Annotated in this window: 21 protein-coding genes; 11 read left to right on the forward strand and 10 right to left on the reverse strand. The window is 46.5% G+C overall.

Going from position 1 to position 23,445, the window contains the following annotated elements; translation table 11 throughout:
- Positions 1-14: 14 nt before the first annotated feature.
- From HZB31_14365 to HZB31_14415, 11 genes are all read left to right on the forward strand, one after another.
- A complete protein-coding gene (locus tag HZB31_14365) occupies positions 15-452 on the forward strand; it encodes a prepilin-type N-terminal cleavage/methylation domain-containing protein (GenBank protein ID MBI5849104.1) in 438 nt (145 codons plus the stop codon).
- Positions 453-872, forward strand: coding sequence for a type II secretion system protein (locus tag HZB31_14370; protein MBI5849105.1), 420 nt, complete (start codon positions 453-455; stop codon positions 870-872).
- Positions 873-1,006: 134 nt separating this feature from the next.
- The gene (locus HZB31_14375) at positions 1,007-1,618 is read left to right on the forward strand and encodes a hypothetical protein (GenBank protein ID MBI5849106.1); all 612 of its coding nucleotides are present in this window, start codon (positions 1,007-1,009) and stop codon (positions 1,616-1,618) included.
- Positions 1,619-1,630: 12 nt separating this feature from the next.
- Positions 1,631-2,623, forward strand: a complete 993-nt coding sequence (locus tag HZB31_14380) for a general secretion pathway protein GspK (protein MBI5849107.1) — start codon at positions 1,631-1,633, stop codon at positions 2,621-2,623.
- A gap of 5 nt (positions 2,624-2,628) precedes the next feature.
- Complete coding sequence (locus HZB31_14385) at positions 2,629-4,158, forward strand: PilN domain-containing protein (protein MBI5849108.1); 1,530 nt, start codon at positions 2,629-2,631, stop codon at positions 4,156-4,158.
- On the forward strand, positions 4,145-4,696 hold the full coding sequence (locus HZB31_14390; GenBank protein MBI5849109.1) for a hypothetical protein: 552 nt from the start codon (positions 4,145-4,147) through the stop codon (positions 4,694-4,696). Before HZB31_14385 ends, HZB31_14390 begins: the two co-directional genes overlap by 14 nt.
- 2 nt (positions 4,697-4,698) lie before the next feature.
- Entirely contained in the window at positions 4,699-5,379 is a 681-nt protein-coding gene (locus tag HZB31_14395) for a hypothetical protein (GenBank protein ID MBI5849110.1), read from the forward strand.
- A gap of 81 nt (positions 5,380-5,460) precedes the next feature.
- Positions 5,461-6,228 carry an ABC transporter permease gene (locus tag HZB31_14400; protein ID MBI5849111.1) on the forward strand — a complete coding sequence of 256 codons (768 nt, stop codon included), beginning with the start codon at positions 5,461-5,463 and terminating at the stop codon, positions 6,226-6,228.
- Positions 6,229-6,292: 64 nt separating this feature from the next.
- Positions 6,293-7,729 carry a radical SAM protein gene (locus HZB31_14405; protein MBI5849112.1) on the forward strand — a complete coding sequence of 479 codons (1,437 nt, stop codon included), beginning with the start codon at positions 6,293-6,295 and terminating at the stop codon, positions 7,727-7,729.
- Positions 7,730-7,731: 2 nt separating this feature from the next.
- Complete coding sequence (locus HZB31_14410) at positions 7,732-8,919, forward strand: ABC transporter ATP-binding protein (protein MBI5849113.1); 1,188 nt, start codon at positions 7,732-7,734, stop codon at positions 8,917-8,919.
- A 44-nt stretch (positions 8,920-8,963) separates the two neighbouring features.
- Positions 8,964-10,901 carry a GNAT family N-acetyltransferase gene (locus HZB31_14415; protein ID MBI5849114.1) on the forward strand — a complete coding sequence of 646 codons (1,938 nt, stop codon included), beginning with the start codon at positions 8,964-8,966 and terminating at the stop codon, positions 10,899-10,901.
- Positions 10,902-11,008: 107 nt separating this feature from the next.
- On the opposite strand, the gene HZB31_14420 is transcribed toward HZB31_14415, so the two are convergent.
- The 10 genes from HZB31_14420 to HZB31_14465 all read right to left on the reverse strand — a co-directional run bounded on the left by HZB31_14420 (position 11,009) and on the right by HZB31_14465 (position 23,418).
- Positions 11,009-11,452: a hypothetical protein gene (locus HZB31_14420; protein ID MBI5849115.1), complete on the reverse strand. Its 444-nt coding sequence runs from the start codon at positions 11,450-11,452 to the stop codon at positions 11,009-11,011.
- Positions 11,453-11,508: 56 nt separating this feature from the next.
- On the reverse strand, positions 11,509-11,946 hold the full coding sequence (locus HZB31_14425; GenBank protein MBI5849116.1) for a hypothetical protein: 438 nt from the start codon (positions 11,944-11,946) through the stop codon (positions 11,509-11,511).
- A gap of 83 nt (positions 11,947-12,029) precedes the next feature.
- On the reverse strand, positions 12,030-12,512 hold the full coding sequence (locus HZB31_14430; protein ID MBI5849117.1) for a hypothetical protein: 483 nt from the start codon (positions 12,510-12,512) through the stop codon (positions 12,030-12,032).
- Positions 12,509-13,813: an exo-alpha-sialidase gene (locus HZB31_14435; GenBank protein MBI5849118.1), complete on the reverse strand. Its 1,305-nt coding sequence runs from the start codon at positions 13,811-13,813 to the stop codon at positions 12,509-12,511. Before HZB31_14435 ends, HZB31_14430 begins: the two co-directional genes overlap by 4 nt.
- A gap of 237 nt (positions 13,814-14,050) precedes the next feature.
- Entirely contained in the window at positions 14,051-15,073 is a 1,023-nt protein-coding gene (locus HZB31_14440; protein MBI5849119.1) for a hypothetical protein, read from the reverse strand.
- Positions 15,074-15,806: 733 nt separating this feature from the next.
- Complete coding sequence (locus tag HZB31_14445) at positions 15,807-16,601, reverse strand: PIG-L family deacetylase (GenBank protein MBI5849120.1); 795 nt, start codon at positions 16,599-16,601, stop codon at positions 15,807-15,809.
- Positions 16,602-16,638: 37 nt separating this feature from the next.
- Positions 16,639-18,657 (reverse strand): hypothetical protein, encoded by a 2,019-nt coding sequence (locus HZB31_14450; protein MBI5849121.1) that lies wholly within the window; start codon positions 18,655-18,657, stop codon positions 16,639-16,641.
- Between the two features lie 69 nt (positions 18,658-18,726).
- Positions 18,727-19,731, reverse strand: coding sequence for a glycosyltransferase family 2 protein (locus HZB31_14455; GenBank protein MBI5849122.1), 1,005 nt, complete (start codon positions 19,729-19,731; stop codon positions 18,727-18,729).
- 16 nt (positions 19,732-19,747) lie between these two features.
- Positions 19,748-20,974: a glycosyltransferase family 4 protein gene (locus tag HZB31_14460; protein ID MBI5849123.1), complete on the reverse strand. Its 1,227-nt coding sequence runs from the start codon at positions 20,972-20,974 to the stop codon at positions 19,748-19,750.
- A gap of 287 nt (positions 20,975-21,261) precedes the next feature.
- Positions 21,262-23,418, reverse strand: coding sequence for a glycosyltransferase (locus HZB31_14465; GenBank protein ID MBI5849124.1), 2,157 nt, complete (start codon positions 23,416-23,418; stop codon positions 21,262-21,264).
- Between the last annotated feature and the right edge of the window lie 27 nt (positions 23,419-23,445).

Genomic DNA, 23,445 nt, shown 5'->3' on the forward strand with positions numbered 1-23,445 from the left:
CACGACAATAAGGCATGAAATCTAACCGATCCGGCTTTACCCTTCTTGAACTGATAATTGTTCTTTTCCTGATTACGCTTATGCTTGGCCTTTCTTCGGTGTTCTTTGCAAATACACTCCCTTCCGGCAGGTTCAATGCCACCGCAAGAGAAATTGCAGCAACCATAAGGCAGGCCAAACACCTTGCCCAACGTAAGGGAGAAAAGCAGATCGTCACAATCAATATGGACACAAACAGCTACGGCATAGAAGGACAGACCGGAAAAATTCTGCCCTCCGGAATATCCTTTAAGGTGATTGACCCGCTGGCCGGTGAGATCACCAGCGGGATATACCAGATAGCCTTTCGCATGACGGGAAGCACCGAGGGCGGGACCATCATTGTCTGGAATAACGCCAAAGCAGCTCAGATAAATATAGATCCGGTTGCAGGGGCCGTGATAATCAGATAGATGAAATTTACCAGACAGAAAAGATATCCTGCATTTAGCATTGCAGACAGGGGGTTTACCCTGCTGGAAGTCCTCGTTGCCATGGTATTGTTGAGCGTTGCATTAGCAGCCATTCTTGAGCTCTTCTCGACTAACCTGAAGGCACTGGCAAAATCGGATGATGTCTCAAATGCCGTCATACTGGCTGAATTAAAGATGCGGGAGATCCTTGATGACGAAACCCTCATAGAACGTGCCTGGTCAGAGTCAACCGGGGATAAATACCGTATAGATATTGCGGTAAGAAGTACGGAAAATAACAGGACGGAAAATCTTCAGATCAAATTGTTTGAAATCAACCTGACGGTCCTCTGGACAAAGGACGCAAAAGAAAAGACCGTTAACCTGAAGACCCTTAAAGTCGTGGCTAAACAGATATGATAATACCGTTGCCTCTTCACCATAACCATATAAGAGATTCCAGAAAAAGCAGCGTCATCTCCAGCGTTTTTCCCCGAAGAAGAAAAATATACCTGCCGGCATGCAATTCCCGCAGCGGATTCACGCTGTTAGAATTGTTGATCTCGCTTGTCATGATCGGGGTTATCGCCCTAATAGTGACAGGTGCCATGCGTCTTGGCCTGCGCACGGTCAGCACAGGAGAAAAGAAGATCGATCACCTTGAAATGACCAGGGCATCTTTTACGATAATCGACTCGCAGATCCAGTCTCAGACCCCGCTTTCTTACGAGGAAAATGGTGAAAAGAAATACTATTTTCAGGGGGACAAGGGGTTTCTGCAGCTTGCTACTAACTATTCCATCTGGGGAGGCCAGAAGGGATATGTGCTGGTAAGATACAAAGTCACGTCAGATGAGACCGGCAAACAGTTCTTGTCAGTATCCGAAAATATTATTGGGATGAGCGGCAACAGGGAATCAAGGCTCTTCAGTGGAGTTGATGCCATACGTTTCGAGTATTTTTTCAAGGATCCTACCGAGGAAAAGGGGAGATGGGTTGACACCTGGACTGATAAGGCAACTATCCCCGAGAAGGTAAAACTGCATCTTCTTTACGGTGGAAATGATACCTCGATGATCATACCGATGAGGACCGCGGCTCTGTCGCAGACAACGTCAAGCAAGGCTCGTGACAAGCAAAAGAAGCCTGTAAAAACAGGAAAGTAGGGAGTGCCGGATATGCACCGAAATACTGCGAGACATGCTAGAGTTCATACCGGAGCGGGAACAGTTTCCGGGACACAGAGGGGCATTGCATTGCTCATTGTGCTTTGGGTCCTGACCATTTTGATCGTTATCGTTTTTTCATTTTCCTATATGGCAAGGACAGAAGCCTATGCTACCATGTCCTTCAGACAGACCGTCGAAAAGAAATTCCTTTCGGAAGCGGGATTAGCAAGAGGAATAGCCGAGTTATTCTATTTGAATGAAAACAGGAACGCAACAACGGTGATGGAAGGAAGCGAGGTCTGGAGGACAGATGGCAGAAAATACAAGCTTTTGGCTGATAACGGATACTATACGGTTGGCATCGTAAACGAAGGTGGCAAGGTAGACATAAATACTGCGCCTGAGTTAGTATTAAGGACTTTATTGATTAATCTCGGCGTAGACGCCGATTACGCTGATGGTCTTGTTGATTCCATAATGGACTGGAAGGATCCGGACAATCTTCGCAGACTGCATGGCGCAGAAGATGATTATTATTTGTCCTTGCCAAACCCCTATAAGGCAAAGAATACTGACTTTGCAACGCTGGAGGAGCTTCTTCTGGTTAAAGGCATGACCCCTGAAATTCTTTATGGAGATACAGGAAAAAAGGGGATAATTGATTTCCTTACAATCAATTCAAGGATGACACAGATCAACATAAATGCCGCACCCAGAGAGGTCTTATTGGCTATACCCGGGATTACGCCAGAACTTGCGGATTCAATCCTTGCCATCAGGGAGACTCAGGAGATACAGGACATCCAGGGAGTTCTCGGGAATAACTATTCGCTGGCATCATCGTATATCGGGCTGACACTGGCCAATGCATTTACGATCGAATCAGCGGGATATAAGGACACTGACCGTTCCGGTTATACAATCCGGGCTACGGTCACTCTTGAAGGCAACAACAAATTCAAATATATTTATTATAAGAGTCCGGTCGACATTACACAGTGAAACATATGATTAAAATCAGGGAAATACTTGCCGCTCCCAAACAGGGGACTCCTCTGTTCAGAATATGGGGCACGATCCTGAGGATGCTCACCTTTAGCCCCGCAGACGACCGTATTTTCCCCGGGAAAGATATCTCCGTTGCCATACAAAGAGGAAATGTTTCTCTGGCATATGGGACTCGCGTTCTTTCCGCTATACGTATTAAGGAAATGAAGAAATACCTGTTTGCAGAAGACCGCTATCCGCAGCCGGAAGAGCTTTTGTCTTCCCTGGCGTTGGCATTCAGCGAATTTGATCTTCCAAAATCGGCAATAACCCTGAGTATCCCGAAGGAATGGACCGTTATCAGGACGGCCGACTTCCCCTCTACCGTAAAAGAAAATATTCAGAAGGTCATCGCGTATGAACTCGATCGCCTTACTCCCTTTTCCTCTGAAGAGGCTTTTTTTGACTTTCGCGTAATTGAAGACAACGGAGACCGGGTATCCCTACTGCTCATGGCAGTAAAAACTGACCATCTTAAGCCATACCTTGACGTTCTCAATGAAGGCGGTTTTGTTGTAGACAGGATCACGGTCAATCTTTCTGCAATCGGCGCCGTATGCAGCCACAGGGATAAAAAATCGGCCTTCTATTTTTTGGAAGCGGGGAAAAACGGGTACGAGGGAGCTCTGTTCAGCAATGGGTTGCCAATACACAATTTCTCGGGAGTTTTCGAGGGAAGTGATGAACGATCAAAGGTAACCGCAATCTCTCAGGAGATAACAGCACTGCTTCAGACGTCACATAACAGAAGCAGCTCACCACAAATTATTGTTTTGCTAAGCGATAATAACGCTGCATTCAAAGAAATGCTCAAAGCCGGCTTAAAGCTGCCTGTCAGCGTTCTTGGGGAAACAGACACTGGTCTGCATTTATCACAACCGATAAACGAAGTCCCATGGGCCGCAGTCGGCAGCGTATTGCAATCATTAGGGACAAGGACTGCCGGGATTAATCTCCTCAATAAAGGGTATCATGAAAAACAGAACGTTCCTTATGCTCTGACGATCCTGCTGTTGCTGATAATAATGACAGTCTGGATAGGATACTCAATTGCACCCCTTAAAATAGAAGAGAGAAAGCTTCAGGAACTATCAGGCAGAATAACCACCAAGAAAGAAGAAGCCAGGAAAGTCGAGGAACTGATAAAGGATGCCGATGCGCTCCGTTCAGAAATTTCCTCGATTCAGAATTTCAAGAATAACAGGATAATGACTCTGAACATCATGAAGGAACTCACGGCACTGCTGCCCAAAAAAGCCTGGACATCAAGGGTCAAGGTCTCCGCCACTTCAATTACAATTGAAGGGTATGCTGATGCCGCGACGGAACTCTTGCCAAAGCTGGAGGCATCACCCCTCTTCAGAAAGGTCGAGTTTGCATCACCGACGGTGAGAGATGCCAGCAGTAAGGCTGACCGCTTCAATATAAAAATGGAAAAGGAAGAGACTCCGAAAAGAGACACGGAGCCGATAGCCAATGCAAAAAAGTAAAATACTGTCCTGGGCAATTCCGCTCATGATTGTAATGCTCCTTCTCGGCGCATACAAATACGCCTATCGGGATATACGAGCAGGTATGGCTTCTGTCAGGGAAGAGCAGGAGATCAAAATAAAACTGTTGCTCAAATATATGGGCCTGATTGCGCAAAAACCACAGATAGAAAAACAGATTAGCCTCCTAAAGGCGGAAAGAAAATCTGACGATTTAAAGCTGATTGATGGTCAGACACCCTCCCTTGCCGCTGCCACCCTTCAGGAAATCATCAAGGGGATCGTTGTTGAAAAGGGCGGCACCATATCCAGTGAGCGGGTTGAAAAACCTGAAGACATGGGAAAGTTCAGGATCATTACGATCAGCATGGATACCGTTTTGCCTGATACCGCTGCCCTGAGTGAAATCCTATATTCCATAGAGACACGGACTCCCTATCTTATGGTTAAAGAACTCGATGCACGGGTGAAAAATATCAGAGAGCCGAGGGAGCTAATGGTCAAAATGGATATATCGGCAATGACCGCCAGCAAATAAAGATGGCCAGAGTAAAATATATCCTCAGCAACATAAACCTGCTCAATGTATTATTGGCAGGATTCATTCTCTTTTCCATGCTTTACACCATTATGCCTTTTATTAACAGGAGTATCCGGTCCTCTCTTCCGGCAACACAAAAACATGACACAGTGCCTTCCGGCGCTGATACCATCCCTGAGCAGGCAAAACCGCTCTCTCCTCTGGATTATGCACTGATTGCTGAGCAGAATCTATTTCATCCCGAAAGAAAAATTCCCCTCGCAACAAAAAACGCTCAGACTGCAGAAAAGCCGGATTTTATTCTGTATGGAACACTGGTAGCCGAAGGCCTGAAGATGGCCTTTCTCGACGACCTAAAAGCACCGTATTCCACCCGCGGCAGAGGGAAAAGGCAACGGGCGCTGAAAGTTGGGCAAAGTTTGAGCGGATATACACTGGCTGAAGTTCTTGCGGAGAAGATCGTGATGGTAAAAGGGGATGAGCGGATTATTGTCGCAGTCAATGATCCGTCAAAGCCAAGAAGAATCGTCAAGGAGCAGGCGACTCAAAAACAGGCAAAAGAAACAAAAGAGGCCGCGGAAGGTTCCGCTCCTCAAAAAGCTTTCTTTGCAGAGTCGTTTTCCAAAGCTGACAGGGAGCAGGCTGAGATGCAAAAAAAGAACAAGAAGAAAAACAGATAAAAGGCAGCGTTATCTTTAATTTTCTGGAACTGATCGATAAATCAATATGCTTCGTATTGGAGACGCCTCCTCACTAAAGACATGAAAAACAAATTACATCTGCTCATCTATTTCTTGAGAAAAGACTTAAAAGCAAAATATGCGGGTTCGGCATTAGGAGTTATTTGGACATTTCTTATGCCCGTTATCCAGATTCTTCTTTTATGGCTTGTTTTTTCAACCATCATGAAGGCCCGCCCCTATGGGAATATGCAGATGCCCTACATATATTTTCTGCTTTCCTCATACTTCTTCTGGCTGGCATTCCTGGAGGGCACCATGAGAGCAGCGAATTCCATAATAGAAAACTCCGAAATCGTCAAGAAAATTTCTTTCCCGAATATTATACTACCCATTACGGCTGCCCTATCCAGCTACCTGCCGCATATTCTCGGCTTTATACTATTTATTGTAGTGTACGGCATAGAGACATCATTCAGCCCAATACTGCTATTGGTCATGCCGGTTCTGCTCTTTCAGGTCATTTTTTCACTGGGAGTTGGGATGATACTTGCGTCCCTGATGCCTTACGTTCGAGACCTGGGGCAGTTACTGGGCCAGGCATTGCAAGGGATATTTTTTCTCTCTCCGATTATCTACAGTATCGAAGCCGTCCCCGAAAAATTAAAAATCATTTTTTATCTTAACCCCATAACCTATTTTGTAGTCTCATACCAGAAGATTATTCTGCTTGGGGAAGTACCGTCGTTCTCATATTTGAGCGCAATCGCCTGTCTTTCGCTAAGCTGCTTTATTGGCGGATATTTTCTCTTTCACAAACTGAAAGAGGGGTTTTCCGACGTCTTGTGAGTTGCGTTAACTGCTGTCTCCGCAGTCAATTTGACATCCCCCCGGATTGAAGTTAAAATATTCGATGCCCGGATGTGCTGAGCAGCAGTCGGAAGTCCCGCTTGAATTGAGAATTAAAGACAAGGTTTTCTTTCTCCATAGTTCGTTGATGGGAGAGCCTTATCCGGAAGTCCTGTCATTGGAATCAACAAATTTCTGCAACCTTTCGTGTTCTCATTGCGGACATTCCCAGTTCCCCGTATTTCAGAAGGGGCATTTTGACATGACTCTATTCGACACATTAGACCACCTCCTCGGCACAAGGATAAAGACCGTCTCCCTGAGCAACTTTGGAGAACCTTTTATGTCTCAGATATGGCCGCAGCTGCTTAAGAAAGTATGCTCCATTGACGAACTCAACATTTCTTTTATCACGAACGGCCTGATGCTGGATAGACACCTTTTGGATGTCGCAGACCACAGAATATCATTTGCTGTTTCAATTGACGGTGCATCAGAAAAAACCTATGGCCATTTCAGAGGTAAAAACAACTTCTCGAGGCTCATTCAGAACCTCACTCTTTTAAAGAAACAAAAGGATCAGGCGGGAGTCGTGTATCCCCGCATTACATTTCTTTTTACCGTTTCAAAAATTAACTGCCATGAACTTGTCGATATGGTCGAACTGGCAGCTTCTCTTGGCGTGACATCATTAATCGTTCAATTTCAACTTTTTTTTGATCAGCACCGTTTCGAATCCGAATCGCTTTATTTTGCTCAGGACGAGTACAATCAACATATCAGGGAGGCAGCTCAAAAGGCGGGCGAGCTCGGAATCGCTTTCGTACATCCTGACTCTTTCGATGGCAAGACAATGGTATCGCGTGAGACTATTTCCAATTGCTGGCTTGGCAGAGACAGCTCCGGCGAGATACGCTGTTTTTCCCAGCGAGCCATCTGTTACGTTAAATATAACGGATGCGTTGAAGCCTGTTGCTCTCCTGATCATAACGTTATGGGAGATCTCAAAACCGACTCTTTTGAGGATATTTGGCACGGACGGGGATATCGTGATCTGCGCCTTGCATTTGACAGGGGAGAGTGGCCGGACAGATGCAGATATTGCAATATTATTCAGGCCCTGGACGTTCATGATAAAAGGGCACACTTTATTGCGCTTCAGGATATGGGGCAGCCCCCTTCTTCAGTTCGTCAGGAATATCGCATATCCGAACTCGATACCCGATATAAGCAGGCCCTTCTCCTGCTCAGGTCCAATAATATCTCAGGGGCCTCCGAGCTTATTGTACCGATGAGTCGCATCGATCGTAATTTAATTGAAGTCGGTAATGCAAGAGCTTTTCTTTACGGTATGGAAGGAAGAGTCAGCGCCATGTGCGAACAGCTCAAAACACTATTGTCCATAGCGCCGAAAGACAAAATACTGCTGGCTAATTATACTGCCGCGGTCACCATGTCAAAGAAAAAAACTTTTTTTGACCGGCTGTTTCGTAATTCATAGCCATGGTGACTATTGAAGCAGATGGCCTCACAAAAATCTTTAAGCTATACGACAGACCCTCTGCGCGACTCAGTGAAATTTTTACCAGGAAGAAGCTGCACAGAGAATTTATATCACTGGACCATCTCTCCTTTCGGGTCAACCAAGGAGAGACATTAGGCATTATCGGTGAGAACGGCGCAGGAAAGAGCACTTTACTGAAGATACTCTCCAAAACACTATCTCCTTCAAGCGGTCACTTTGCCATACACGGAAGGGTCTCATCGCTTCTTGAACTTGGGGCAGGCTTTCATCCAGAATTCACCGGTCTCGAAAATATCTATTTCTACGGATCTCTTTTGGGAATCGACAGGGCACTCATGGACAAAAAAAAGGAGGAGATTATCGAGTTTTCTGAACTCGGCGATTTTATCCATTTCCCGGTCAAAACCTATTCTTCCGGTATGTTTGTAAGGCTTGCATTCTCAGTCGCTACGTCCGTCGACCCAGAAATTCTGATACTTGACGAGGTGCTCTCCGTTGGTGACCTGCATTTTCAGAAAAAAAGCACTGACCGCATACTTTCTTTCAAGGAAAGAGGAAAGACTATTGTCTTTTGCTCTCATGAGATGTACCACATAGCAAGGGTCTGCGACAGAGTCTTGTGGCTGAAGAATGGGCGAATCCACATGGAAGATAAACCCTTTGAAGTAATTCAGGCATATGAAACGTTTCAACTGGCAAAAGAGAAGGTTTCTTCCGGGCCGGTTACGGAGGGCAATGTAGAAATTCAGAAGGCCCCCTCTGAAAAGCCGGACGAAAAACCATTTATATTCATACAAAATCTGCTGGTAGACCCGCCTGAAATACTCACTGCCGGCGGCGATCTCCGTATTAGTCTTCAAACCATGGTAAACGATGACCGTATACCGTATCGCATTGCCATTTATATAAGGACCGTTGACGGACTCGGAATCATCGGAACGGGCACCTATAAGATGGACCCTTTTTACGGAAACCAGAAAGTTACGATTCTGTTTCCCAAGATTCAGCTCCGCTCGAGCACATTTCTCATCGAGGCCTTTGCGTTTGACAATGAGGGGGTCTACTGGTATGACAGGAGACAGGCGCTGCCCCTTGTTGCGCACCGTCAGACAGTGGAAGTAGGGATAATTGACCTGCCGCATGAATGGCATATTGAGAAAGCGTAAGGCGGCTGAAGCTGTGTCGTGAATTACTACGGAGTATTAATCCTATGAAAAGTCAAATTCAATGCCCTTACTGTTTGTTTCCTGATGCCGATTTCTGCCTGCCGAGAAAGGACGGGATTCCGGTCTATGTCTGTTCCCATTGCAGGCTGAGATTTGCGCTGAAGGACGATCTGCAGCACGTTTATGGCTCAATCGAGGCGTTATATCAAAAAGATTATTACGAGCGGGAGGGAGACATTGGATATATCAATTATGAGGAACTCCCTCTGTCGGACTTTTTGTGGCAGGCTGCAGTTGTCCGGCTGATCGCGGGTGGAAGAAAAAAATGCCTCGATGTCGGATGCGGAACCGGCAAACTTATGGCTCTGCTTGCAAAAAAAGGGTTTGAGATAGAAGGGATAGAGATTTCCAGCCATGCCGCAGCCGTTGCTTCGTCGCGTGGTTTATCCATTATTGGCAGCGATATTTTGTCGATACCGGCAGAAAAGACCTACGACATCATTACTGCCTTTAATGTTATTGAGCACGTTGCTGATATCCGTGCCTTCCTGAAAAAAATCCTCAACCTTTTGACTGATGACGGCGTTTTCATTTTTCTGGTGCCTGATGCAGGATCAGCCAGTGCTTTGTCTCTGGGGGAAAAGTGGTATGGTTACAACAGCAGCCTTGAACATCTCTATTACTTTTCTGTTGAGTCCCTGAACTATCTTATGACTGAAATCTTCAGTACCTCCCCCGTCCTCTACCAGGCAACGCTCAAGGGCGAGGATGGTGTCTGCGGATTTATCAGAAAATCGCCTGGTTATCATGATATTGAACTGGCGGGACTCCTTAGCAGTAATTTCGCTCCTGAGTCTATTACCCGTGAAAATATAATACCGGTTTCCATTCTGTTGGTGACACTGGGTAACGCCAGAGTTTCTGAATATTGCGCGAAATATGCCTCCGATATCCGCCGGAATGCTGACGCGCTTGAGCTTTCGTTTCTTGGGCCTGCATTGGATATATCGGCATCGGGGACCGATTCGGTTCCGTTGAGCAGCGACTTCTCGGTCAGGCTTTATCAAGAGGGCGATGAATGCGGAATTGTCCGTCTTTTCAATGAAGTTTTCGAGCGTGAGATGACCGTTGAAGAATGGAATTGGAAATATAAGGGCAGGGGCAATAGTAGTGTTTACTCCGCTGTTGCTGTCAATAGCGCTCAAGAGACGGTGGCCCATTACGGCGGTATTCCTCACCGCATGATTTATCTGGGCAGGGATATATATGGTCTGGCTATTGGTGATGTAATGGTGCATCCAAAACTGAGGGGGCTGAAGCTTTTTAAAAAGACTGCGGAATTAGTACCTGAAGAGGCAGTAAGAAATAATATTTATTTGGGATACGGCTTTCCTAATCAAAGGGCTCTTCGCCTTCCGGAAAAGTTGGGTCTTTATGAAAAAATCGAAGATGTTTATGAGGCGTCAAAAAAGATATGCTTTCAGACGACTGCCGCCCGTTTTTACTTCAGCCTTTCCCCTTTATCTTTTGACGACAACAGAATTGACCTCCTGTGGAATGATGTAAAGACGCGGTTGAAACTTGCGGTGGTCAGAGACAGGGATTATCTGTCCTGGAGATACCAAAGACATCCTTTTTATTCCTATGAACTTTGGGGGCTGCAGAGACGATGGGGAGGCGGCCTTCTTGGCTTTGCCGTGCTGAGGAGGGATGGCGAGCAGATGCTGCTTGTTGATTTTGCCTGCCGATTTGAGATGCTGAAGAACCTTCTGAGGAAGGTAGAAAACTACTGCTGGACAGCCGGCTTCAAGCGCCTCCTGCTCTGGCATCCGGAATTCCTGAACAGCAGTCTTGAGTCGCTGGGCTTTGTCGTAGGCCCTTCACTGACCTGTATTCCGCGCACAACACATGAACTGACAATGAAAAAGGAAGAGATCAAGGGGAATTTCTTCTATACGATGGGGGACACGGACTTTATGTAGAAAGAACCGGGAAGCCGAAAGCTGATGCACAGGGAAGGGCAGATTGTTTTGCCCTTCCCTGTAGTTGATTAATTGCGTCAATACCGCATCAGGTCTTCGGATTGGATTTACTTCGAAGCAGCTCCTGAGTCATAATTGCAGCCTTCAGGGCTGTAGAACCCGAGTGCTTTGTAGACTCCGCCTGACAGATCCATTCCGTTAGCCTGTATTTTCTTGTAATGAGTGATCTCGCCGTAAAACATGATAGGAGCGTATGAGTTGCCCAGGGCACCCCACTCATTCCGGCTGGTATTTAAATCCGCAAGGCTCATATTCATTGGACCAAAATAGTTACTATAAATTCCATACGGAAAACATACACTCCAGCAGTCAGTAATCTGCTCGGCGGCAGCTTTCGGCAAAGAGGTCTGTGGCGTCAGTGAGCCGTCAGCTGTTATAGTGACCAGAAAATCTTCAATATACTGACACGGAGCTTCTTGTGCCAGTACGGTGCCTGCAAAAATCGAGGAGATAAGTAGAACCATCGCTGCAAGACAGGTAACTTTTTTCATGATTTTCTCCTTTTCGTTAATGGTTCGATAATTTCGAGCATTTTTCAACTCAGACATTATTTTGCAGCTGATCCGTAATTGCAGCCTTCAGGGCTGTAGATTCCGAGTGCTTTGTAGACTCCGCCTGACAGATCCATTCCATCGGCCTGTATTTTCTTGTAATGAGTGATCTCGCCGTAAAACATGATGGGAGCGTATGAGTTGCCCAGGGCACCCCACTCATTCCGGCTGGTATTTAAATCCGCACGACTCATGTTCATCAGACCAAAATAGTTACTATAAATTCCATACGGAAAACATACACTCCAGCAGTCAGTAATCTGCTCGGCGGCAGCTTTCGGCAAAGAGGTCTGTGGCGTCAGTGAGCCGTCAGCCGTTATAGTGACCAGAAAATCTTCAATATACTGACACGGAGCTTCTTGTGCCATTACGGTGCCTGCAAAAATTGAGAAGATAAGTAGAAGCATCGCTGCAAGACAGGAAACTTTTTTCATGATTTTCTCCTTTTTTAATGGTTTATTCATTGGAGCCATTGTCATGAACTGAAGTCAGGCAACAGCTCCCTCCTTCAGCAGTCTCAGGGAGGAAATGACGGGAACAATAGTATATAGGTCATATTAAGATTCAGCTTGAACACCTTATACCAGTCATCATCAATCCATATCCAGTCGTCTTCCCATGTGTCTGTCCGCGGCGGCACACTGATCTTCTGCCCTAAAATCATTGTCTCCGGAATTTCAAATACCGTCTGACCGGGAACCTTTGCAATATTCTCTGTGATCTTTATTTCACCAAGAGTATAGGATATATATTTTATGTCAATCATATTGGCTTCATAGACCACTTTTTTGACACGAGCCCTAAAAAATGGGTCATAGGACTTGTAGTTCTCCCCCATGTCGCCCCTGATTTTTTCGTCCCAATGTTGATTGACCCGCTCGACAAGACGTGCCATTCGCGGGTCCTGCGTCTCAGCAGCAAAAACAGAAGCGACCAGGAAAAAGAGCATAAACAGCAGAGACAGCAGGGTCGGCAATTTTTTCAGCATGGAATGCTTCATGGTATCTGTACCTCCCGGCTGCGTATCGTCCCAGCTTTCATGTTGTCGTCCTCATATTCGAGCCAGACGACCTGAAATTTCCCATCCTGCCCTGCGGCAAGGGTCGGGTAATTCGAATTCCGGCTCTTTCTGCTCAGCAGCATCTCCTGCGGAAGCCAGGTCTTCCCAGCATCCTTTGAGGCATTAAAATATACAGCACCCCGGATATTTCTGTAATCTACCCATGAAACGGCTATCCGGTCATGGCTGTCTATGACGATCTGGGGTAGTCCAGCATAGGTGTGATGCGGGGCATTTGACTGTATCCTGACCGGTTCTGTCCACGTCTGTCCCTTGTCATAGGAGGCGAGAAAATAGACATTGTCTATACCTTTTTTGAACTTTTCGCGGATGCTGAGGGTCAAAAAGATATTACCTTTACTGTCCACTGCACGCGGCAGTTCAAACTGCATCCAGGAGTTCAGCGGCATCTCTCCTGCGGGCTGCCATGTAGATCCCTGGTCATTAGAATATATTCCGCGGGCTGTTGACTGAAATTTTCCGGTGGCTGTTCCGCACCAGATAATAAGAAGTCTGTTTCCGGCCAGAAATATCTGCGGGGCATAGTAATTGTCCCTCTCATGTATGCTCTTCGGTTCAGTCCATGTTTTGCCGGCATCTGCTGAGGAGCGCACCATCAGACGGGTATTCGGCACCATTTTTCGATTTTTATTTCTTTCCTTCTTTGCCTTCGCTTTATGCAGATCATCGGTCTCTTTTGGCAGGTCATCGGACTCATCAGGCAGTTGATCAACCCATATCACCCATACACGGTCACCGGAAGCAAAGACCTGCTGATTAGATGAACCTGTTGAACCAGGGGCGTCTTCTGTATCAACCCGCATCTCGCTGGGGAGCCAGGTCTTGCCATAGTCACGAGAGATATTCATATAAATATCGAGTGGTCCACTCCGCTCATCCGACCAGACAGCATAGACGTCACCCTTTCCATTAAAGGCAAGCGTCCCCTGCATGGCATTGCCTTCTCTATTTAAAATAACCGGTTTTTCGAGGGTCTTGCCGCCATCGTAAGAGGCCCGAAAGATCATATACTTCATGCCGATATCCTCATCCTTGCCGCCTTTCTCTATCTTGGGTCTAAAGAGAGAATAGAGTGCCGGGCCATCAGCATAGAGCTGGTTAAGGGACAGACGGCTTGGAGCAGGTGCTCCTTCACTGACCCAGAGAGATTTCTCGCCTGTCGCCAGCATGAGGCGCTTCTGCTGGTCATACCAGCTGTATGCCGGAACCCCTTTCTGCATAACAACTGCTGGGCCCTCTAATAAATCCACATCCATTGCAGGCCGCACGAAGACAGCCAAATCCTGATCATTTCTGACAAGGTTGCTGGCCATACACCCGGAAGCAAGCAGTGCAAGTAATATCACAAATTGTTTAAAGGACATTCTTTTCCCTCTCTTCGACTATATGACTCTGCAAAATTAAGGGGTGGATTTTTCAATCCACCCCTCAGCAAAACGATAAAAATTAACTGCTGCTTATCTTGTGTATGAAAGGTAAGCTGTTGCGTTTGGCTCGTAAACCATGGTTGACATGGTCTTGCCAAGAATTGATGATGAAGTGATCTTGTAGGTGTAGCTGTAGTCCCAATCGTACTTGCCCATCCAGCCACCGGAGTTCTTTACAGTGTTGTAATGGGTCAATGGTATCAACTGCGCCGGTGTGTAGAAGAAGTTAGCGGTCATAGGAGCAGGAGCACCCGTTGATGAACCTGTTGAGGGATCAAAGCCCTCATTCCAGCAACCAACAGGGAAATACTTCGTATATGAATACAGATTTTCATTGTTGTCATATACGCCATCTGCATCAGCGTGGTAAGGATGGTGTCCAACCTCTGAAGTGCTGTTCAGCACGAGGCCGGCAGGACCTGCAACATCTGCCAGATCTGTGCCATCAATAGGGAACATGAACCATACGGTCGATGCATAACTTGTTGGCAGGAAGCTCAGGAAGGTGTGATCATCTACATTGTCATCAAACTCAAGGTTGCCTGAATCTACTTCCGTAGGATCATTGATCGCATTGTAGCTATATGCGGTTCCTGCGCTTGTGTTAACAACAATGGCCTGTCCTCTAAGCTCTCCTTCAAGTCCTGCGCCATAACCAGTACCATGAGTAACGGTCAGGTAGCCCCATGCTGGCTTAGTGTTCAGGATGTATGAAGTGGAAGTTGTGTCGCCAGGAAGAAGCTGACCGGTAACACCCGGTGTTGAGTTAGTCGCTTCGAACAGCATAATGTCGTTTCTGGAAGTCTTGCCATTCTGGTCAGCATGCTGGCAGACTTCTGTTCCAGAGTTGTAGACATAGATGTAATGCAGGTTACCCTGGGTTGCAGGTGCGGTCAGAGCAGAGGTGTTGATGATCTGAATGAATGTCAGGTCACCGCTGCCACCACTGGTAAAGTACGGGAAGAGGATTGAATCATAAGCCATTGCATTTACACTGAAGCTCACTAACATTACGATAGCCATAAAAGCCATCAATACAATCTTTTTACTCACTTTCGACCTCCGTTTCAATAAAAAACTTTTTTAATTTTGCTTTCCTTGTCAACGACAAGGATTTTTGAAATTTATCTCATTACGCAGCCCAAGCCCCTTTCAATAACCACCTCCTTCTCATAATTTGGAACTACCAAATCGTTAGGCTACCAATGATAGCTAACAGCATAACAGCTCTTTAATATCCCTCCCCTCCCGGACATATTTCATTATATATGTATCGCTAATGTCCGGATATAATTGTCAAAAAAAGCCAAATTGCTTGCCTACATTCTAAAGAAAGAAAGTGCCTTTGTCAAGTCTATTCGGATATCAGAACCGCCGTCAAATAACGGTTGCTTAGCCCCGAAAGCTCTAAAAAAACACATTTCCTTTTCTCTTAACTTTCAGCAGGTATCGCGGCCTCCGGGGAGCCAGGTTACGTATTTCCTCCGGCCAGGCATTTATCACACAAACAACACTCGCGCCTGCTGCAGATAAAGTCTCAAACGCCAAAACAGCCGCAAGACTTCAGGACTTTGCCTTGAGAACGCAGACCTAACTCTATCAAGAAACGTGCCACCTGAGCTATTCACACAACACATTGAATTCATTGAATATAATATTTTCATGCAATTATTATTATACCTCTTCGTGTATCTTTAAAGAACCATACCGTGTTTTTTCTGCAATAGTAAAACTCATAATATCCATATCCCATCGGAGATATATCAGTCAAAAGCAACCAAACTTGCTATTGTGAAGTCTCCGGCGAAGAAATAATGTCCGCATAGCCCAACCACTTTTTTATCTCTTCAGGCGTTAAAGATTGCGCGACAATCCAGAAAGCCTCAATATAGCCGGCCTGTTGCACCGTGAGCGACCTGAAGGTATTTAATGCGGTCATGTGACCGAGATAATCTATCAGCCTCAGCTGAGATCGATATTTTTTTATGGCCTTCATTTTCTTTCTGAAGACGGAGGTAATATCCACCAGCATGTTTGGCCTTAACGGCGTTGACACCTCGTAAAATACCACCCCAACGCGGTCATGCCGTGAGGCCCTCGCCCGCTGTAAATCCAATGAAAGGGACGCAGCAGCCCTGTGATCGGGATTCAGTTCGATCATCGAGGGGCTATAAATGATATCCGGCCTGAAATCCCCTGCGATCTGCACAAGCATTTCACTGGCCTCACGGTAATTTTCTGCAAGCCCTCTGTCGGGAAATCTCAGAAATTCATAATCAGAATGAGGCACACCCAAAACGTTCAGCGCATTCACGGCCTCTTTTTCCCTCATGAATGAATAATCCGTGATATGCGTTTCATTGTGGACAATACGAGACAGATGATTGGCAGGGTCTGCTTTGTCCCCGCTCGTCAGAAATACAACTTTGATATCCTTCTTGGATTCCGCATAGAGTCTGATGGCCCCTCCGCATCCAAGGGTTTCATCATCAGGATGCGGCGCCAAAATCAGCACTCTGTTGCCGGGGGGAGAAGTCGGGTGATATGGAATGATATCTGATTCAGCAATGATCATCGACACGATTCTGCATTATCGTTCAGGAAATATAAAGGGATGATTATTGAGGGGCACCTGCGCCTGCAGGCCCGGCACTCTCCTCTTTTGTCTTCCTGAACTTTATTATTTCTTTGTCGATCCCGTTCAGCCGCTGCAGATAATCCGATGAGACCTTCGCAGCCTCAACCTGATTTCTGATGACATGCGGGGTCAGTAGGATAACGAGTTCCGTACGTGCAAACTTGTCTGTCGTACTTCCGAAGAGATATCCGAGAACCGGGATCTTGCTGAGCAAGGGTATCCCCTCTCTTGACTTGGAGGTATCTTCCTGGATCAATCCCCCGATTACGATTGTCTGTCCATCCTGAATCACCAAATTAGTCGTTGCTTCACGTTTACTTATGACAACCTGATCAGAACCGAGAATTTTTTGCACAGAAAAATTAGACACTTCCTGAGAGAGATCAAGCGCGACCAGCCCACTCTCATTGACCTGGGGCTTTACCTTCAGGATTATTCCCGTATCTTTGTACTGGATCGTCCTCTGTATATCTGCTGTACCCGAAACATTTGTTTCTGAAGTGGCTATCGGCACCTGGTCTCCTATCTGGATCTTCGCCTCCCGGTTATCTGATACCAGAATATGAGGTGACGCAAGGACCCTGAGCTTTGAATCAGAAGCGAGACTCTCAAGCAGCGTCCGCACAATACCTGCCGAATCAACTCCGGCAAAAGCAAACCCCCCCAGTTTCGTCACATCCAGCCCGGAAAGCTTTGCTGAATTGAACCCCAGGTTTCCACCGAGGTTGACGTCCCGGTTAAAAGGTTTCAGTCCGGAGATATTAACATCGGTCTTCAATGACCATGCAAGTCCAAACGTCATGTCATCGGTCAACTTGATTTCAGCAACAAGCGCCTCGATCATCACCTGCCTGGGGACCGTATCGATCTTTTTTATTGTTTCGGATATAAGTCCATAGTCCTCCGGGGTCGCAAGAATTATGATCGAATTTGCGACCTCGTCAGCAAATATGCGGGTTATCTCTGATACCAGGGATTCACCGGCAGACGGCGTCAGGGAACCGGAAAGGGCTGACGGGACCGAGACAGGAGATTGAGCAGGAACAGACGGGGACTGAGCGGTAAAGGATTTAGTGGTTTGCTGCGGCGTTTTTGAGGGTGTTGATTTTGTCTGGGATGATGATTTGACCCCAAGGAATATCTCCTGCAGCATGCTGGCGACATTTACGGCCTTACTGTTCTGTACCGGGTAAACATATACCGTGGGCTTTGCGCCGACAAAAAGGTGGTCGAACGTTTCCACCCATTTTCTGACGTAATCAAGCTGCTCCTTTGTCGAGGCAACAACAAGGAGGGCGTTAAGCCGGTTAATAGGAAGAACCCTGATCTTACCGCCCTTGGCCGATAATCCTATAGCATTCTCGATATCCTTCATGGAATCTTTCAGATTAAGGTTTTTAAAGGTAAAGAGCTCCATGGCAACCTTGTCAGGGTCTTTCCCGACCTGTGCATAGATCAATTCCCTGGATACGTCGGCAAGAGGCACGATCCGGTATAGCCCCTCTTCCACAAGAAAGCCAATGCCATTAAGCCTGAAAATAACTTCCATTACGGTGAGCACTTCACTTTTCGGGATTGGGGTAACGGTCCTGAAGTTCACTCTGCCGGCCACCTTCGGATCAATGAGATAATTGACCCCCAGCACGTCACCGAAAACAGTCTGCACAACCTCAAAGATATCAGCGTCATCAAAGAAAAAACTGACTTCTCCTTTTTTCCATTCAAGCTGCATTGAAGGCTTGGGGGGAGCTATGCCGGCCGTTGCCGGAGCAACTGGTTCGAGGGGGGAAGGCAGCGGCAGACCGGGCTGCGGCTGCTGTTGAGCCCGGGACATATTCTCTCTTTTCCTGCGTTTTTCTTCCTCGCTTTTCTTTGGCTTTTCGGTCCGCTCATTCTCCGGAGCTGCCGTTGCGGTCTCGGCGAACACCTGATTGGGGAAAATCGGGAAGGAACCGGCAACAAGAGCACATAAAATAATACTTATTATTTTTTTATACACGAAACACCTCGTTCAAACAAAATACCTGTATATACGGCAGAAGATTCCTGACAGGCAGGAAATGGTCTGCTACCCTTCATGATCGCGTTGCCGCCTGAAAAACTTCCCGGCTTTCTGACGAAAAAACTCCCTGCTCCAGAGCGGCGTCATAATGCGGTGCAAATAGCATACATCTGCTTTTTTTAATTTCATTATTTTTTTTCTCGAACCGCCGATAAGACGCAGGCTCTTTAAAACGTCGGCCTTAGCCTGTACATAGAGTTTTAGCTTTCGGTATCTTACCGCAAAAAAGAAAAAATCTGCAATTATTCCGATAATCCAGGCAGCGGAGCATCTAAGGAATAGACCGGCAGGGATATTCTTGAGCCTGACCAGTTCGCTGTTGCGGAGCGAATAATAGATTGCCAGATCACTCATGTCTCCAATCGATGATCTGACCTTATGAAATACTCTCGCGGCAGGGACATAGAGAACCTTCCACCCGGCAAGCTGGGCACGCAGGTTCAGATCGGTATCCTCATGGAGCAGAAAAAAACTCTCATCAAAAAAACCGATTTCATCCAGCATTTTTTTCCGGTAAAGGGCGGCACCGGCACAGGCGCCAAATACATATTCTTCTTGTGAATATTGATCAGCGGACTGCCCTTCCCCGCGTTTGAAACCCTTCAGGTTCGTTGAAAATCCATCCCCTGCGCTGTCAATCACCTGGGTTCCGTGAACGAGCATTTTAGAAGCACAAATTCCAACCGCCGGGTTCTTTGCCATCGCATCAACAAGGTTTCGCAGCCAGTCCCTGTCTGCCTCAGCATCATTATTGAGCAGCGCAATAAATTCCCCGTGCGCCTGTTTCAACCCCTCATTGTTGGCTCCGCCAAAGCCGATATTCAGGGGCAGCAAAATACGTTTTACTTCCGGAAAGTTCGCTGCGATGTATTTTCCTGACCCATCCCGGGATGCGTTATCAACAATAATTATTTCGAAATCCCTGAAGGTTTGAAGACGGAGCGACTCAAGGCATTCCGGCAGAAGGTGCAGACCATTGTAATTTACGATTATAAGGGAGACCGTATTCAAAACAGGAGGCCCGGTCTCAGGACAAACTCTTTCGGTAGACAGACTCAACCATAAATGCTTCTTCCTCAATCCGGGGAGGGGAAAATACCTTTTTCTTCATGTCTTCAATAAGGGAGGGGTTATTGCTGATCTTTTCGATAATCAGTTTAAGCGTATCCGGCCGGCCTACCGAAAAAACAAAGCCGTTTTCGCCATCGCGTATATACTCATACGCGCTGCCCACAATATCGGAAGCAATAACCGGTATCCCGTATGCCATGCTTTCTACGACCACAAGTCCATAGCTTTCCAGCGTCGTTGACGGGACGACCACGACATCTATCTCACTCATTACCTGAGGTAGCTGACCGTGTTCATACTTTCCCATCAGTTGTATTCGTGTATCCTCTTCTACGGCACGGGAGAGCTCTGCATTGAATTCCGTATCCCATACACAGTTGCCGTAAATTTTCAGGGTTATGTCAGGAGACCGCACCTCCCGGAAAGACTTCAGCAGCAGGTCAACGCCCTTAAACCTGGTAACAACACCGGTGTACCCGAATGAAACAGTTCTGGCGGCTCCGTCTTTAGGCGGCAACGGTCTGACATTGGCATAATCCACCCCATGGTTAATATGCAGTATTTGCCTGTCCCAGCCATGTGACTTATAATTTTCGATCAGAAATTTTGAAGGAGAAAGAAGGACATCAACACTTTCAAACATCCTCTTTGCGTCTTCATATCGTTTCATAATGGACTCACTTACGCCGCACTCACGGACGCATTTCAAGCCTTTTTCAGGAGAATTGCATAAGGAGTAGTCCGGCTTGAAGAAACGTCCCCGGGGGCACAGAAGCCAGAAATCCGTCAGAGTAAATACCACAAGAATACCGAGATTTCTGGCAGCCCGGTAGCAGCAGGCCATTCTCATCGGATGTGCTATATGCATTACGTCAAAATTCTTGCCGCGAATAACTTCTGCGATAGCCTGTTCCATGGGCTCGTCATCAATCACAAAGCCGATTTCAGCCGGAATGGTTCGGTGTCTTACCGACATGACCGGAACACCCTCATAGACATACTTTTTGCAGAGGAGGCCGCTCTGGAGCACCTCAAAGCTTTCAGGAGGATCCTCTATGCCATACGTCAATACCGTTGCCGAATGTCCCATGCGCTGCATCTGTTTTGCAATGTTAAGAACATACCGCTCTGTTCCTCCATAAAACCTCGGGAAAAAATCGTGTACAACATAAAGGATATTCATACGCCCTTTTCCAACACACCGGATAACGTCTCCGGAAAAGCTTCGGAGGCATTATCGTTCTCCTCCGCGTATACGGCATAGCTGCCCATGTTTGATCCTCCGACAACAGCAAATAGCTTGTAGAGCCCAAGAATTAATTCATCATTCTTATCTGACAGACCTCCAAAGACTTTCAGAAATTCACCGAAACTGCGAAAAAGATCAATATACTGGTTTAATAAAATATCCGTTGCACGGCTGCTATCGAAAGAGTGTATATTCTCCCCCTTCAGCAGTCTGCCAAAAAGTTACTCCAGACTGTTTTCGCCGCCAGTGGCAGATGGCATCTCCGGGTCCCGGAGAAACCGCTCTAGGCTGTCCAGAAGCTCACGTGCCGGCTGGTCGGCTCCCCTGTTCGCCTGCATGGCTGCAACCGCATTAATCTTCTGATAAAAACCGTAAACACAGGCAAGCATGTCTTCAGTGGTTGTTATACCAAAATCACCCCAGGAAATCGGCTTAAATTCCAGCAACCGGACCAGATGCTTTATATCAACAAAACTCCTGCGGAAATAGTAATCCGGGGGTCTGGTATGGGAATGTACTACCCCGACAGTAGAAAAAAAGGCCATTTTATAGCCTTCTGAAATTATTCTCAGGCCGAGATCCAGATCTTCAGCGTAGGGGATTGGATTGAACTTTAATCTATCAAAGATATCCTTCCGGATGCAGGAAAAAATATTGTCAAGCTGGCTAACTCTTCTTTTTTCATCGGGCGCCAGGGATGAAAAAACTGCCTTGTCTACGCTTGAAATATGATCGTCAGAAAGACCAAGAACGTTATTATAATAGTACCATAACTGCCAGCAGGCAAAAAGATCCGCATCGCTTCTCGGTATTTGCCGCGCGGTTGCCGCCGCAATCAACGGATCGCCCTCTATTATTTTAATGATTGCATGGACACATAAATCTCCGATCGGTATAACATCCTGCGATAAGAAGACGAGGTAATCACCAGTTGCCTTTTCTGCACCGATATTCCTGACCGCACCGTGGTTGAAGTCCTCAGGCTTAATGGAAAAAATTCTCGCGCCGTAGTGTTCAGCAATCTTCAGCGTATCGTCGCTCGACCCTGAATCAACAACGATAATTTCCAGGTCCCTGATCCCTTTCTGAGCCCTCAACTTTTGGAGCGTCATCCTGAATTCACTTCCGGCGTTTTTTGTCGGTATAATAGCAGACACTTTTTTATCGAGTATCTCAGGCTGTTCCGATTGTATCACCGGCAGAACAAACTTTTCATTCCTTATTCTTTGCTGCGCAAATTTTTGACGTATGCGATCTTTCACCTTGCCAAATGCAACCCTCGGACCTTTTGTTATAATAACGGACAGACCCTTTAGTATCAGCAGATAAAAAGTCTCCCGGCGGCTCCCGGGAGCAAAAAGCCTTGGCTTTATCCTTGAGCGGTATGCATCGAGCAACTTCCATCCCAGAGAACTCTGAAATTGTTCGATATAATGCTCCCTTGACCGAAGTTCATTTTTCAGTTCCTCACTCTGCCTGACAATCTGCTCGATATAAATGTCTTTTGCCTTTAATCGCTCTTCCCGTTCCCTGAACAGCTCTTTTAATTCCTGCTTCTCTGATACAGCATTTGAAAGAGAAGCGATTTCATCCTGCTTCGCCGCAAAATAATGGTACGCAAACTCTGGGGTTATTTTATCCCAGTGTTTTGTCAGCACTTTCAGATAATAATCCACGGCATCGGGCAGGTTAACAAAGGCGATCTGATCAGTCTTGCTCCACTGGATATATTTTGAGGTTACCTTCGGGATATGATAAAAAAGATTTTTTTCGGAAGCCCTGATAAAGAAGTCCCAGTCCTCGTAGAGCTCAAAGGACTCATCAAATCCTGCGGCTGCCTCAAGAACATCTCTTCTGAGCAAAATGGAGTTCAACGGGATAAAATTCTCAAAGAGCAATACGGCAAAGGAAAAATCCCATGATCTGAACGTCCCCCTATTCAGTTCCCGGACAATACTGCCGTCCTCGCGATATTCCCGCTCAATGATTTCACTGTCTGCGTAGGCCGCAGAACAGTTCGTTTCTCTGCTGAGGCCATCAAGAAGGGTAGAGATATGATCAGGATAATATTCGTCGTCGTCGTCCAGAAAGCCGATAAAATCACCCTTTGCATTGGCAATCCCGACATTGCCCGCATGAGGCCTCCCATGATTTTTTCCCAGCCGTATATAGGTAACTGGCATGTCGCCAAGAATAATTCTTAACTCTTCGGGGTCAACGTCGCATCCCCCATCATTTACCACAATCGTCTCTATTATCCTGTGCTGCTGGGCAGCAATGCTTTGAAGAGCTCTCAGTAAAAGTTTCGGCCTGTCCTTCGTTCTGACGATTATGGAAACTAAAGGTTTGATTTCGTTCATGGGTATTAGAGCCGGCATTAATCCCTGATCGGGGACAAAACGCAA

The sequence above is a fragment of the Nitrospirota bacterium genome (assembly GCA_016235245.1).
Lineage (GTDB): Bacteria > Nitrospirota > Thermodesulfovibrionia > Thermodesulfovibrionales > UBA6898 > UBA6898.